Here is a 15,049-nt window from a genome sequence, read left to right on the forward strand (position 1 = left end):
AGTTAATAGAAATGCCAAAAGACAAGCAACGAGAGCAACTCTTGTTTGATGAATTTATTTTAAATAATTAAACTAATAAATCTTATTCCTTTTATCAATTATTCAGTTTAACCTTTCTATTAAGTACATAATAAATAGTTCAAGATTTTAGGTTTTTTTAGCTTAAATTTGATTTTATGAAACACCTATTCATAGTCATTTTTATTTTATCCTTTTTCTTTAGTTCTGCTCAAAAAGTACAAACGTACACCTATGCCATTAAAGGTTTAGATACCCTCAAAATGGATGTTTACACGCCAGAAAACATAAAAAAAACAGACAGTTTACCTGTTGTGGTTTGGATGCATGGTGGCGGATTTTCTGGAGGAAGTCGTGCTGGTACAGACGAAACAAATATGGCCAACTTTGCCACTTCTAAAAACTACATTGGCATTTCCATTTCATACCGTTTATTAAGAAGAGGCACCAAAACCGGTTTTGGCTGTAAATGCTCTAAAGAAGATAAACTCTTTACCTTTAATCAAGGTGTTCTAGATTTTTTAGATGCTACTCAATTCATATATGATAATAGTAACACATTACAAGTAGATACTAGCAAGATAATTGCAGCAGGAAGCAGCGCAGGCGCAGAAATTATTCTACATACTGTTTTTATGAAACGGTTTTTCTTGTCAAACGATACCGATTACAACACTATAAAATATGCTGCTGCTATTTCTTTTTCTGGTGCCATTCTAAATAGCGAAGACATTACGACTACTAACGCTATACCTACTGTATTTTTCCATGGCACAAACGATACTACAGTACCTTTTGGTACAGCACCACATCACAATTGCCAACCCAATAAAGCTGGTTATATGATATTAGATGGCCCAAATACCATCGTAAAAAAACTTGAAGAATTAGAAACACCATATTATTTCAACATTGTAAAAGGAGGCGCTCATGAAGTCGCTTCGGTTAACAGTAATGATTTAGATGATATTTTCTACTTTTTAGATAAAACGGTTAGAAAAAATGATGTGATTCAAATCACTGAATATTCCTTACCGCAACTAACAAAATACTAATTGATAAAATTAATTTCAAATTTTGTTAAGTCTTTGAAATCATTTCGACAAAACAATTTTTGATTCAAATCTTAAAAAATACATTATGTCTAAACCATATTACGACGCAGCAGATTTACGCAAATTTGGAAAAATCACAGAATGGAGCGAAGAACTTGGAAACAAATTCTTTGACTATTACGGAAAAGTTTTTGAAGAAGGCGCACTTACCGCTCGTGAAAAATCATTGATTGCTTTAGCTGTAGCGCATACAGAACAATGTCCTTATTGCATTGATGCGTATACAAAAGATTCGCTTCAAAGAGGTGTAACCAAAGAAGAAATGATGGAAGCCATACATGTTGGTGCTGCTATTAAAAGTGGTGCAACCTTAGTACATGGTGTGCAAATGATGAATAAAGTAAATAAATTAGATGGGTAAAAAAAGCCCCTTTTAATTTCCCCAAAAGGGAAAAACTAGCACTTGATTAATTAGCAAGCTTACAAAACCCGAAATAGATTAATGGCGACAGCAACAAAATCCCTAAAAAAGCAAGGAAGCGATTTAGCACAAAGCAACAAGCAATTAGAAATTCTCTCTAATGGTATTTTTCAAAATGGAGAATTACCAACGTTTAAAACTAAGATTTCTGAAACGAGTCAATTTCCCTTAAAAGCAAAAAAGCTTGAAATTCTACAAATCAATGTTGGCTACATGTGCAACCAAGTTTGCGACCATTGCCACGTAGATGCTGGTCCAGACCGTAAGGAAATAATGACCAGAGATACCATGAGACAATGTCTTGAGGTGATTAAAAATACAGGCGCACATACTTTGGATTTAACAGGTGGTGCACCAGAAATGAATCCAGATTTTAGGTGGTTTGTAGAAGAAGCTGCTAAAGCCGGAATTAAAGATTTCATTGTGCGTTCTAACCTTACCATCATTAGAGCGAATAAAAAATATTACGATTTACCTGAGTTTTTTAAAAAACACAATATACACGTCGTAAGTTCTATGCCTCACTGGACGCGTGGAAAAACAGACAAACAACGAGGCGATGGTGTTTTTGATAAATCAATTAAAGCCTTGCAAGAATTAAATGCCGTAGGTTATGGTATGCCAGGAAGTGATTTACGTCTCGACTTAGTTTACAATCCGTCTGGTGCATTTTTACCAGGAGACCAAGCGGCTATGGAAAAAGATTTCAAAAAAGCTTTGATGGAAGATTTCGGTATTGAATTTCACAATTTATTTGCCATTACTAATTTACCAATTGCGCGATTTTTAGATTTCCTTATTGCTTCAGAAAATTACGAAGATTATATGTATTCTTTGGTTGAAGCCTACAATCCTGCTGCTGTAGAAAATGTAATGTGTACCAACACCATTTCTATTAGTTGGGATGGTTATTTATTTGATTGTGATTTTAACCAGATGTTAGAATTGCCTGTAAATAGTAAGTCTAAGCATATTTCAGAATTTAATGAAGAATTATTAGAAGGACGAAACATCGTCATTTCGCAACATTGTTACGGTTGTACTGCTGGTGCAGGAAGCAGCTGTCAAGGTGTTGTTGCTTAACCCAATTCCTGTGAAAGCAGGAATCTAAAAATTACGAAACCAAAATTATAAGATTTCTGCCTTCGCAGGAATGACATATGAATAACCAAACCGCCATATTAATCTTTGCAAATTCTGCAGAAAAAGAATTGATGTCTACATCCCATTCTTCTGCTGATTTTTTTGAATTGCTTAATACGGAAACGATAAAAACGGTTAAAAAAACAGGTTTACCTTATTTTCATTATTCTGAAAAAGAACAAATAGGAAACACCTTTGGCGAGCGTTTTACAAATGCTATTGCTACAATTTACAATAAAGGTTTCAAACAAGTTATTACACTTGGTAATGATATACCGCATCTTACAGCCAATCATATATTAAAGGCAAAGGACCAATTAAATCATTCTGATGTTGTTTTAGGACCTTCAACGGATGGTGGTTTTTATTTAATGGGTTTCAAGCAAACACATTTTAATACCACTAAAATTCAGAATTTACCTTGGCAAACCAAACAACTTCGTCATTGTTTAAATGCTGAATTACAACAGCAACATATAAAAACAACTTATCTTGAAACCCTATCAGATATCGATGATGCTTCCGATTTTGAAATCATCTTAGAAAGTTTCAAACCTTTAGCTATTAAGATTAAAAAGCTACTCTTAAAGCTTCGGAAAGCCATTCAAACACACTCTAGTTTTACTACTGTTTTTCATGGTAAAACGGTTTTCAAAAAACACTATAATAAAGGCTCGCCTATTTTACTTCATATTTAAAACGGGAATTTAAATTGTTCTAATTCCCACGATTTTTTCATTCCAACTAAAACATCTCAAAAAAAAATCGCCACGTTTTGTGGTCTTAATATGAAGCACATTTACACAAGCTTACTGCTATGCTTATGCTTTTTCAGTAATGCTCAAATTACAATTACCGGAACCGTCACAGATGCAGTTTCTGCAACACCTTTGCCCTTTGTAAACATTACATCAAACACAGGTTTAGGCACTACAACAAATGATGATGGCACATACAGTATTGTGGTTTCATCTAACGCAGATACACTTACATTTTCGTTTTTAGGTTTTACATCTCAAACTATTGTGATTGGCGACCAAACCCTAATTAATATTGCTTTAGAAGAAGATTCTGCAGCTTTAGATGAAGTGGTAATTACAGCTTTAGGTTTAGAACGCGACACCAAAGAATTAGGTTATGCGGTTCAAGCGATTTCCTCAAAAAATTTAAACGAGGTAAAAACCATCAATTTTTTAGACAACCTACAAGGCAAACTAGCTGGTGTAACCGTTATACAAGGTGCAACAGGTGTTGGGTCGTCTTCTAAAATTACCATTAGAGGCGAAGCGTCTTTTTCTAATAACAATCCTTTGTTTGTGGTAGATGGTGTACCTATAAATAACGAAACAGTTTTTAATTTTACTAATGAAGCTGCTGCTGGATTTCAAGAAATTGATTTTGGTAATGGTGGCATGGAAGTCAATCCAGATGATATTGCGTCTGTTAACGTTTTAAAAGGACCAAGTGCTGCAGCTTTGTATGGCACAAGAGCCTCAAATGGTGTTATTGTTATAGATACTAAAAATGGTAGTAACCAAAGAGGCTTAGGCATTAGTATTAACACATCATTGTTTGTGGATTCAGCGTTTAGATTACCAGATTTTCAAAATTCTTATGGTCAGGGAAATTCCGGCCAATTTGCATATGTTGATGGTCTTGGTGGTGGCATCAACGATAATATTACCTATTCTTGGGGACCGCGTTTAGATACTGGTTTACTTATTCCGCAATTTGATAGTCCTGTGCAATTAGCAAACGGTTCTGTTGTAAGAGGTGGCGACACGGCACTTTATAATGGCATAGACATTACTGCGACGCCTTTTGTTTCTCATCCAGATAATTTAAAAGATTTCTATCAAACTGGAACCACAACCATTAATAACATTTCAATATCTAATGGATTTGATACCGGAAATTACCGCTTATCTTTTACAGATTTAAGAAGTGAATCTATTATTCCTGGTGTTAATTTAGACCGACAAACCGTTGCGGCTAAATTAAATTTTAATCCAAGTGAAAAGACTGAAATCAACGCATCTATTAGTTATATAAATTCTAGTAGCGACAACCGACCTTCTAATGGTTACGGAAGCGAAAATGCTAATTATTCGCTTGTGGCTTGGGGACCACGTTCTTTAAATATTGAAAGTTTAAAGGATTATTGGCAGCCTAGTTTAGAAGGCACACAACAATATTCTTTTAATTATACCTTTTTTGATAATCCGTATTTCATATTAAACGAAAACACCAATTCATTTAATCGCGACCGAATTTTTGGTAATATTTCTATGACACAAGAATTAGCCAAAAACCTAAGTATTTCCTTAAGAACAGGTATGGATTACAGTACAGAAAAGCGTCAATTAAGACGTGCTTACAGTAGCAACCGTTTTAGTAATGGTGCTTACGCAGAGCATGATGTGATGTTTAGAGAAATGAATACTGATTTTTTAATCAACTATAAAAATCAATTTAATGACTTTTCGGTGGATGTGTTTTTAGGTGGCAATAGACTCAACCAAACCGCAACCACAAATCAGTCGCAAACCGTGAGTTTGGCACAACCAGGAATTTACAATCTTAATAATGCAGCTTCGCCCATTGAAACGTTTCAATTTGAAAGTAAAAAACGCATCAATTCATTTTACGGCATTACAAAATTCGGTTATAAAGACTTTTTATTTTTAGATATTACTGGCAGAAACGATTGGTCTAGTGCTTTAGCAACACCATTTTCGGTAGATGGCACATCGTTCTTCTACCCTTCTGTGTCTTCAAGTTTTATTCTCTCTAACGTTACGGAATTACCGAGTATATTTTCATTTGCGAAGTTAAGAGCAAGTGTGGCACAAGTAGGAAATGATACCAGTGCTTACCAAACCTCTGGCGCTTTTGTTTCACAAACGCCTTACAATAGCGAACCCACGTTTAGCAACCAAGATTTTATTCCTAATGCGAATTTAAAACCAGAACGTACCACCTCTTATGAATTTGGTACCGATTTACGATTTTTGGATAACAAATTACGTTTAGATTTCACGTATTACAATGCCAATACCGAAGACCAAATCATTTCGTTACCTGTGGCTATTTCTTCTGGTTACAGTCAGCAAGTGGTAAATGGCGGCAAAGTGAATACACAAGGTGTAGAAATCATTTTAGGCATTACACCAATACAAACGGATAATTTTAATTGGATCACCACGTTTAATTTTGCCACAAACCGTTCAGTCATTAAAGATTTACCACAATCTGATGGACGATTAACGCTCGCGTACAGTAGAATTTACGATAGTTCTAATCAAACCGTTTGGTTTCAAGTGGAAGAAGGCGGACGCGTTGGCGATTTTTACGGCACAGGCTATCAGAAAAACGAAAACGGTCAGTTTCTAATTGATGATAACGGGAATTACATTGCGGATGACAATTTGAAAAAGCTAGGAAATTACAATCCAGATTTCACATTAGGTTGGCGCAATAATTTCAACTACAAAAGTTGGAACCTAAGCTTTTTATTCGATTGGCGACAAGGTGGCGAAGTCGTTTCTAGAACACGCGCTTTAGGAAATGTTGGTGGTCAATTGGCCGAAACTAATTACAGACCAGAGGACGGCATTGTCGCTCAAGGAGTCAACGTTAATACTGGTGCAGCAAATACGGTTGCTATTGCAGCAGAAAGTTATTACAGACAATTTTACGACAGAAACCACGAAGAAAACAATGTGTACGACGCGTCGTTTTTAAAACTTCGTCAATGTGCCATTGGTTACACCTTTAATTTTAAAGATGGCTTTTTAGGCTTAAAAGAAGGTGCAGATTTAAACCTGTCTTTAGTCGGAAATAATTTATTTGCCATTACTGAAAACCCACATTTTGACCCAGAACAATTAGCCGTGCAAGGCAACGGGTTTGTGAGTGGTGTTGAAGATATGAGTTATGCCACAACACGAAGCATTGGTTTTAAAGCCGGATTTAATTTCTAAAATATTAAGATGAAAAAAATCATATATACCATTTCAATTTTAAGCTTAATTTTTACAACAAGCTGCACCAAAGATTTTGAAGACATCAACACCAATCCTAACTCGCCAAGTTCGGTACAACCGAGTTTGTTACTGAGACAAGTTATTTACGATTTTGGCGAAAATATGAGCTACGAAGGTTTTGTGGCTGGCGATTTATTAGCGCAACACAGAACCGCTTTAGATTTTAATTTATTTGATAGGCATGCTTTAAAATCGCCACAATTAGGTGGTAATCCTTGGCCTATATTTTATACCAATTTAAGAGATAATGAAATCATTTTAAACCAATCAAGAACTGTTGAGACTTTTGCGGTTTATGAAGGCCCTGCGTTAATTTTAAAAGCCTATATGACAGCTGGTTTAACTGATTTATTTGGAGACGTGCCTTATTTTGAAGCCTTTAATGGAGTTGAAGGTTCTGTAACACCAACTTATGATTTACAGGAAGATATTTACCTTAACGACAACGGTATTTTAGATAATCTAGACAAAGGCATTGCAGCCATTGAAGCCTATTCAGATGCTATTCCACTAGAAGGCGATATTTTATTTAATGGCGATTTGGACGCTTGGATAAAGTTTGCAAATGCCTTAAAAGTTAAACATTTGCTTCGTATTTCAGATAAAGTAGATGTTTCAAGCTCAATGCAAACCTTATATGATGAAGGCAATTATATCACTTCAAACAGTGAGAATGCTATTTTCAATTTTACCAATACAGACCCAAATAGTTTTAGATTAGCACAATTACGAATTGGCGATTTCAACAACTTTGTATTATCAGAAACTATGGAAGACATCTTAATAAATTTAAACGACACTAGAATTTCGAGTTTATTTCGTCCATTTTCTAATTCAACCACAAATGAATATAACGGATTATTAAATGGAATTGACGCGTCTTCCACGTCTATTGCCTTAGCCGATTATTCGTTAGCAAGCACAGCTTTTAGAGAAGACACATCCACATTAGACGCTAATTTTATTACCGCTTGGGAAGTGCAATTTGCTTTAGCAGAAGCGGCTGCCAGAAACATAATTTCGGCAGATGCACAAACCTTATACAATAATGGTGTTATTTTAGCATTTGAGTATTGGAACACGGAATTACCAGCCGATTATTTAGCTGGTCCTGCAGCTTACAATGCTTTTGGATCAAATCCAATAGAGCAAATTTTGACTCAAAAATGGATTGCAAATGTGATTAATGGTTATGAAGGTTGGATAGAATACAGAAGAACAGGTTTCCCAGAATTACAAACTATTTCTGCGAGTTTAAATAATGATATCATTCCAGTAAGAATGCCATATCCTGCGGAAGAAGAAGCTTTAAATTTTGAAAATTATAGTGTTGCTGCATCTGCAACCGACAACAATAGTATAAATGTTCCAGTGTGGTGGAATGAATAAAAACGTATGGATATAATTGACTGGCAATGGCTTTTAATAATCGCATCGAGTGTTTTGCTCTTTGTGCTTTCGCCATTAGCTAAAACTACCGACCAATTTTTTAAGGCCGTTCATAAAAGAAAAGCGCCAAATGCTTTGGTGCTTACTGGTAGCCTTATTATTTCTTGGATTTTTGCCAAGAGTATTACCAATGCAGCAAATTTAGGCTTAAGCTTTGGTATTGTTGGTGGTGTGGCTTATGCTGGTTACTATTTGTCTTTTGCAGTTGCTGGTTTATTGATTTATAAAATTAGAACTGTTGGTGGTTTTAAGAGTATTCACGAATTCCTGACGAGCAAATTTGGCAAAGGCGCCATGGCTTTATTTTCAATTTTAATTGCCATTCGTTTGTTTAATGAAGTTTGGAGTAACACCATGGTTATTGGTAGTTATTTTGGAGACATTGGCAGTTCAGCCTACTACAAAGCCATTATTGTTTTTACCGCTCTAACCTTAGCCTATGCGATTAAAGGCGGATTGAGTAGTTCTATTTTTACAGATGTAATTCAAATGGTATTATTTAGTATTTTATTGTTAGTCATTCTTTGGAAAATCTTCTCAGTAGAATCCTTTACCGTCAGCGATGTTACGTCTTCAGGCACATGGAGTTTTGAGTTGGGTTTAAATCTGTTTTTTGCAGCTATTATTCAATCGTTTAGTTATCCGTTTCACGACCCAGTTTTAACAGATAGAGCTTTTATAAGTTCGCCAAAAGTCACGCGCAAAAGCTTTTTGTGGGCAAGTTTATTAGGTGCTATTTGCATTATTTTATTTAGTATTATTGGTGTTTATGCACAAACGCAAGGCTTTACTGGTCAGGCAGCAGTTCAAGTTGGTAAAGCGTTTGGTGTTATCATTCTATTAGTCATTAATTTTATAATGATAACTTCTGCAGCTTCAACCTTAGACTCTACATTTTCATCCTTTTCCAAATTATTAGCAGTTGATTTAGGCATGGTAAAAGACCTCACTTTTGGGCGAGTGTCCATGGCAACCATTGCCATTTTAGGAACCCTACCCATATTTTTAAATGCCGAAATTTTATCTGCAACAACTATTTCGGGAACCATGGTTATTGGCTTAACACCTATCTTTTTATTTTGGAAAATGAAAGTCCCAAAAATCAGTTTTTATCTTAGCATCATCACAGGATTGGTATTTGGATTCTTATTGGTATTTAATGTATTTCCTGAAGCCTTAATTTTTACAGAAGGAAAATATGCCGACTTGCTTTGGGTCAATATTTGGGGCATTTTTAGTTGTAATATTTTATATTTCATACCGAGATGGTTGAAATCAAATCAATAAGACTTCCTCTTTAGTGGGAAATAATATGAATAAAAAAATAAATGATATTGGTAAACTCTCTGGCAAAGTGCTACTTTTTGGTGGTGTTTACAGTAATCTTCAAGCGCTTGAAGCCTTAATTGCTGTGGCAGAAGCGGAAGGTATTCCACCAGAAAACTGTATTTGTACAGGCGACATTATTGGGTATTGCGCGCAGCCAGAAGAAACACTGCAAACGTTTAAAACGTGGAAGGCAAAAAGCATTGTCGGCAATGTAGAAATACAACTGCGCGATGATGAAGATGATTGTGGTTGCGATTTTAGAGTAGGCTCACGATGCGATAATTTTTCGCAACAATGGTATCCTTATGCTAAGAGCAAATTATCACAAGATTCTTTAAATTATCTTGAAACACTTCCAGACCATATTAAATTCACTCTAAGTAATAAAACTGTTTCTGTGGTTCATGGTTCTTATTTTAATGTTTCAGAATTTATATTTAAATCAACAGATTGGTCAATAAAAGCTGAAAATTTTGAAGCTGCAAAAAGCGATATGATAATTGCTGGCCATTGTGGTTTACCGTTTTTAGACCAACAAGATGATAAACTTTGGGTTAATCCTGGTGTTATTGGTATGCCTGCAAACGACGGAAATCCTTACGTTTGGTATGCTATTTTAGACGATTCAAAACCATTGACTACCGTAAATTTCCGTAAATTAGATTACGATTATACACGTACAAATCAACTGATGTTAAACGGATTACTACCAGAATCTTATGCAAAAACCATAGTTACTGGTATTTGGGATAACATGGAAATATTACCAGAAACAGAAAAACAATTACAAGGAAAACCTATATTACTGTAAGGTTGGACAAACAAATTATACTAAACCCTTATGAAGAATTTTATTTTACTCTCATTTCTGCTTCTAGGCATTGCAGGACATAGTCAAAGTAGTATAAAAAAGCTACTAAAAAAACATAACGAAGAAAGCGTTCCTTATATCTCAGTTGACGAATTGGCAATGCCAAAAACCGATGCTATTTTATTGGATGCAAGAGAACTTTCAGAATTTAATGTGAGTCATTTGGAAGATGCTATTTGTGTTGGTTATGACGAATTTAATTTAGAAACAACTACGGAATTACTTCCAGATAAATCGGCAACCATAGTAGTGTATTGTTCGCTTGGTATTCGCTCAGAAGACGTTGCAGAACAGCTTAAAAAGGCTGGTTACACCAATGTTTTTAATTTATTTGGTGGTATTTTTGAATGGAAAAATAACGACTTCACAATTTACAATACAGAAGGCGAAACAGATGATGTTCACGCATTTTCTAAAGAATGGAGTAAATGGCTGACAAAAGGAAATAAAATATATGACTGATGCACTTGTAATTGTGTTTGTAAAAAACATTAAACTAGGAACTGTAAAAACAAGACTTGCAAAAACTATTGGCGATTTTGGCGCTTTTGAGGTCTATACCGAATTGGTTAAAATCACAGAAAAAGCAACACAAGCATTAGCGTTTGATAAACGTATTTATTTTTCTACTTCTGTGGTTGATTCTCAATGGCCAAACGATTTTAAAACCGTACAAAACGGAACGGATTTAGGTGAGCGCATGAACAATGCATTTATAGACGGCTTTAAAGCTGGCTATAAAAAAATTGTTTTAATTGGTTCAGATTTACCAGACATTAATGCTTCTCATATTTCTAAAGGCATCGACGCTTTAGAGACTAGCGATGTTGTTTTTGGACCAGCAGAAGATGGTGGTTATTATTTGGTAGGCTTATCACAACCCAACACAACAATCTTTACAGACAAACCTTGGAGTCAACCCAATTTATTAACAGAAACTTTACAAGAGTTACACAAAAATAACGTTTCAGTTAGTACCTTAGACACTTTAAATGATATAGACACTTTTGAAGATTTAATTGCTTCAGATTTTTATAAATCTAACTTAAAACTTCAAGAAAAAATACAACAACTCAATGATTAAATTTATAACAGAAAGCACTGAATATTTACAAAGCAAAGGTTTTGAAAATCCTGAAATAGGTATCATTCTTGGTACTGGTTTAGGACAATTAATTAATGAAATTGAAATCATTGCCGAAGCAAGTTATAACCACATTCCTAATTTTCCAACGGCAACTGTAGAGTTTCATAAAGGCAAACTTATTTATGGTATTCTAGAAGGTAAGAAAATCGTTGTGATGCAAGGCCGTTTTCATATTTATGAAGGTTACACGTTGCAAGATGTTACTTTTCCTGTAAGAATAATGGAAAAATTAGGCATTAAGACTTTATTGGTCTCTAATGCTGCAGGAGCTGTAAATTTAGACTTCAAAAAAGGCGAATTAATGCTAATTGACGACCATATAAATTTACAAGGTGGTTCGCCTTTAGCTTTTAAAGGCGTTTCAGAATTAGGCGAACGATTTACAGATATGAGTGCGCCTTATGACGCTGAAATCAACTCAAAATTTGAAAGTATTGCTAAAGGACAAAACATCACTTTACACAAAGGTGTTTATGCTAGTGTTGTTGGACCACAATTAGAAACAAGAGCAGAATATCGCATGCTAAAAACTATTGGCGCTGATGCTGTTGGTATGAGTACAGTACCAGAAATTATTGTGGCTAACCATTTAAATTTAAAAGCGGCTGCTGTTTCGGTTTTAACTGATGAGTGTAACCCAGAAAATCTAAAACCTGTTGATATTGCTGAAATTATTGCCATGGCAGGAAAAGCAGAACCAAACATGATTACGTTGTTTAAAGAATTGATAAAGACACTTTAATATATAAAAGTATATAGTCCTTATAAAATTCTTATAAATTCCTATAATAGTTGGACTTTAAGAAACTAGATGTCCTTGGCTAAAAAACCAAATGTTAATGCAGTTAGACATAATGCAGTTGGATTATTAATTTGCGTTAATTTTAGACTAACATTAAGTCTTTAGAATTAAATTTTAAAACCGATTATATACCGCAAACAGGTAGAGATATTGAATTAGGTTTTGAAGGCGTTAAAGAATTTTCCAAGGATTTTATTAGTCAAGAATTGTATCCTGCATTCTCTAAAAAAAGAGAATCAGATGTTTAAAACTACTACCAATGAAATATCATTTTGCTTTAATTATATCACTATTTATAATGTCTTGCGCTACAAAAAAGCAGACGATTAAAACAGAAAACAATACTTCTGAAAAGACTACAAAAGAAACAAGCAAAGCAGATTTAACTGCAATTACAGAAGTACCAGAATCCAAAAATGAAACGCTTGTTGACACCGAAGTAGATTTAATTCCGTTACCACCAAAACCACCAAAACAATTATCTAACTTTAAGGAAGTAATACATAACCGATGGAATACGATATTGCAAAAGCATGTTTCTGAATCTGGTAATGTTGATTATAAGGCCATAAAAAATGAATCAGAATTTGACGTCTATATCGATTATCTCAGTGAAACAGTACCTGATGACACTTGGACTAAAGACGAAAAATTAGCCTATTGGATTAACGCTTACAATGCCTTAACTGTAGATTTAATTCTTAGACATTATCCTGTAAAAAGCATTAAAGACATTAAAGACCCTTGGGACCAAAGGCTTTGGCAATTTGGCGATACATGGCAAAATCTTAATGATATTGAACATAAGATTTTAAGAAAAATGGACGAACCTCGTATTCATTTTGCCATAGTTTGTGCATCTATCTCGTGTCCTAAATTACAGAACGAAGCCTTTACCGCTTCAAATTTAGAAACACAGTTAACAACGGCAACTAAAGAATTTTTAAACGATTCTACTAAAAATGAATTAACCGAAGACCACATTAAATTGTCTAAAATTTTTAAATGGTTTAAAAAGGATTTTGAACAAGATGGCGATTTAATAAATCTATTAAATCAATATGCTGACGTTAACATTTCAAGTTCAGCTAAAAAAAGCTTTAAAGATTACAACTGGAATTTGAATGATTAAAAACTCACCTAAAACATTTTTCGTAAGTAAACTATGATAAGTATAATTATTCCTGTTTTAAATGAAGCTGATACTATTGGTAAATTAATTCACCATATTAATCAAAATACATTGGCTTCAAATATTTCGGAAATAATTATTGTTGATGGAGGAAGTACGGATGGGACACAAGAGGTTGTAAATAAAATACTTGATGTCACATCGAGCGAAAGCGAGATGTCTCATAAAGAAGCTACAGAAACAAATTTCGAAAGTTCTGCTAAAGTAATCAACCCAAAAACAAGTTCAACATCCCAAAATCAATCAAAAATTGTATTGGTTAATTCTGAAAAAGGAAGAGCGAAACAAATGAATCTTGGTGCAAAGCATGCCAATGGCAGCATCTTATATTTTCTCCATGCAGATTCTTTTCCACCAAAAAATTTTGACCAACTGATTATTAATGAAGTGAATAATGGAAATAAAGCCGGTTGTTTTAGAATGCAGTTTGACAGTAATCATTGGTGGTTACGTTTAGCAAGTTGGTTAACTCAATTTTCTTGGCGCGCTTGTAGAGGTGGTGACCAAAGTCAGTTTATAACACGAACACTTTTTGATGATATTGGTGGTTATGATGAAAATTACATCATTTACGAAGACAATATTTTAATTAACGAACTGTACGCAAGAAACGAATTTGTTGTCATTAATAAAAAGCTAAAAACCTCAGCACGTATGTATAATAAACATGGCATTTGGAAAGTACAATATCATTTTTGGACGATTTATATAAAGAAAATGTTTGGTGCACCTGCGGATGATATGCTGTTTTACTACAAAAAGCATTTAGGTTAATTACGCTTTGTTTCTTCCTAATTCATTTGGATATAAATCTTTGACAACATCACTCTGAAAGATTTCTTTAGTTTCAATATCTATAGCAGACAATTTACCTGTAAATGCGGCACCTGTATCAATATTCCAAACATTAATGGCATGCATTGGTTTTGTTTTCTTAAAATTAAGCGTTGGTGTGTGACCAATATAAATTTCTGAATAGTGTTTTAGTCGATTTGGATATAAGGACGAATCCTTCTTAATTCGATTGTCCATCGTCAATGCCATTTCCCAAAGTGTCCTATCAAAATAGAATATCTGTGCATTATATTCTTTTTCTACACCATACATAGAAGTAAAACCTGCATGAACAAATAGGCGTTGTTCATTATCTAAATGATATAATGGCATGGACTCAAAAAAATCGAGATGTTTCAATTTCTGCGCTTTAGAAAACCCGTTATAGCTTTCTATGGTTCCTTTTCCACCATGACTGTACCAAACATCATTAACAAATTCTGAAGCCAACCAAGGCTCACACCAAGCATCATGATTTCCTTTTATAAAAACACAATTATTAACTTCAGAAAGTTCTATTAAATATTGAATAACTTGAGCAGACTCACTCCAACCATCTACATAATCACCAAGAAATATTAAATTATCTTCTTTGGTAACTTCGGCACGTTTTAAAAGTTGAATTAAAGCCTTTAAGCCTCCATGAATATCTCCTATGGCTAATGTTCGCATTTGGTAATCA

General features: G+C 34.3%; 14 protein-coding genes. 13 read left to right on the forward strand and 1 reads right to left on the reverse strand.

Annotated features, from left to right (window positions below; genetic code table 11):
• Nucleotides 1–176: 176 nt before the first annotated feature.
• The 13 genes from HNV10_RS00700 to HNV10_RS00760 all read left to right on the forward strand — a co-directional run bounded on the left by HNV10_RS00700 (nucleotide 177) and on the right by HNV10_RS00760 (nucleotide 14,307).
• Entirely contained in the window at nucleotides 177–1,073 is an 897-nt protein-coding gene (locus HNV10_RS00700; RefSeq protein ID WP_173299413.1) for an alpha/beta hydrolase, read from the forward strand.
• An 85-nt stretch (nucleotides 1,074–1,158) separates the two neighbouring features.
• The gene (locus HNV10_RS00705) at nucleotides 1,159–1,494 is read left to right on the forward strand and encodes an arsenosugar biosynthesis-associated peroxidase-like protein (RefSeq protein WP_092445017.1); all 336 of its coding nucleotides are present in this window, start codon (nucleotides 1,159–1,161) and stop codon (nucleotides 1,492–1,494) included.
• 81 nt (nucleotides 1,495–1,575) lie between these two features.
• Entirely contained in the window at nucleotides 1,576–2,637 is a 1,062-nt protein-coding gene (gene arsS / locus HNV10_RS00710; protein ID WP_173299414.1) for an arsenosugar biosynthesis radical SAM (seleno)protein ArsS, read from the forward strand.
• A 77-nt stretch (nucleotides 2,638–2,714) separates the two neighbouring features.
• Nucleotides 2,715–3,395 (forward strand): TIGR04282 family arsenosugar biosynthesis glycosyltransferase, encoded by a 681-nt coding sequence (locus tag HNV10_RS00715; RefSeq protein ID WP_173299415.1) that lies wholly within the window; start codon nucleotides 2,715–2,717, stop codon nucleotides 3,393–3,395.
• A 90-nt stretch (nucleotides 3,396–3,485) separates the two neighbouring features.
• On the forward strand, nucleotides 3,486–6,680 hold the full coding sequence (locus tag HNV10_RS00720) for a SusC/RagA family TonB-linked outer membrane protein (RefSeq protein WP_173299416.1): 3,195 nt from the start codon (nucleotides 3,486–3,488) through the stop codon (nucleotides 6,678–6,680).
• A gap of 9 nt (nucleotides 6,681–6,689) precedes the next feature.
• Nucleotides 6,690–8,132, forward strand: a complete 1,443-nt coding sequence (locus tag HNV10_RS00725) for a SusD/RagB family nutrient-binding outer membrane lipoprotein (RefSeq protein WP_173299417.1) — start codon at nucleotides 6,690–6,692, stop codon at nucleotides 8,130–8,132.
• Nucleotides 8,133–8,138: 6 nt separating this feature from the next.
• On the forward strand, nucleotides 8,139–9,479 hold the full coding sequence (locus HNV10_RS00730; RefSeq protein ID WP_173299418.1) for a sodium:solute symporter family transporter: 1,341 nt from the start codon (nucleotides 8,139–8,141) through the stop codon (nucleotides 9,477–9,479).
• 25 nt (nucleotides 9,480–9,504) lie between these two features.
• The gene (locus HNV10_RS00735; RefSeq protein WP_173299419.1) at nucleotides 9,505–10,332 is read left to right on the forward strand and encodes a metallophosphoesterase family protein; all 828 of its coding nucleotides are present in this window, start codon (nucleotides 9,505–9,507) and stop codon (nucleotides 10,330–10,332) included.
• A 30-nt stretch (nucleotides 10,333–10,362) separates the two neighbouring features.
• The gene (locus HNV10_RS00740) at nucleotides 10,363–10,854 is read left to right on the forward strand and encodes a rhodanese-like domain-containing protein (protein ID WP_173299420.1); all 492 of its coding nucleotides are present in this window, start codon (nucleotides 10,363–10,365) and stop codon (nucleotides 10,852–10,854) included.
• The gene (locus tag HNV10_RS00745; protein ID WP_173299421.1) at nucleotides 10,847–11,476 is read left to right on the forward strand and encodes a TIGR04282 family arsenosugar biosynthesis glycosyltransferase; all 630 of its coding nucleotides are present in this window, start codon (nucleotides 10,847–10,849) and stop codon (nucleotides 11,474–11,476) included. The genes HNV10_RS00740 and HNV10_RS00745 overlap by 8 nt, the downstream gene beginning before the upstream one ends.
• A complete protein-coding gene (locus HNV10_RS00750; RefSeq protein WP_173299422.1) occupies nucleotides 11,469–12,281 on the forward strand; it encodes a purine-nucleoside phosphorylase in 813 nt (270 codons plus the stop codon). The genes HNV10_RS00745 and HNV10_RS00750 overlap by 8 nt, the downstream gene beginning before the upstream one ends.
• A 319-nt stretch (nucleotides 12,282–12,600) precedes the next feature.
• Nucleotides 12,601–13,473 carry a DUF547 domain-containing protein gene (locus HNV10_RS00755; protein ID WP_241695436.1) on the forward strand — a complete coding sequence of 291 codons (873 nt, stop codon included), beginning with the start codon at nucleotides 12,601–12,603 and terminating at the stop codon, nucleotides 13,471–13,473.
• A 33-nt stretch (nucleotides 13,474–13,506) separates the two neighbouring features.
• Complete coding sequence (locus HNV10_RS00760) at nucleotides 13,507–14,307, forward strand: TIGR04283 family arsenosugar biosynthesis glycosyltransferase (RefSeq protein WP_173299423.1); 801 nt, start codon at nucleotides 13,507–13,509, stop codon at nucleotides 14,305–14,307.
• Here the strand turns inward: HNV10_RS00760 and HNV10_RS00765 are convergent, their stop codons facing one another.
• Nucleotides 14,308–15,039 (reverse strand): metallophosphoesterase family protein, encoded by a 732-nt coding sequence (locus HNV10_RS00765; RefSeq protein ID WP_173299424.1) that lies wholly within the window; start codon nucleotides 15,037–15,039, stop codon nucleotides 14,308–14,310.
• Between the last annotated feature and the right edge of the window lie 10 nt (nucleotides 15,040–15,049).

Source organism: Winogradskyella litoriviva (assembly GCF_013249065.1).
GTDB classification, from domain to species: Bacteria; Bacteroidota; Bacteroidia; order Flavobacteriales; family Flavobacteriaceae; genus Winogradskyella; species Winogradskyella litoriviva.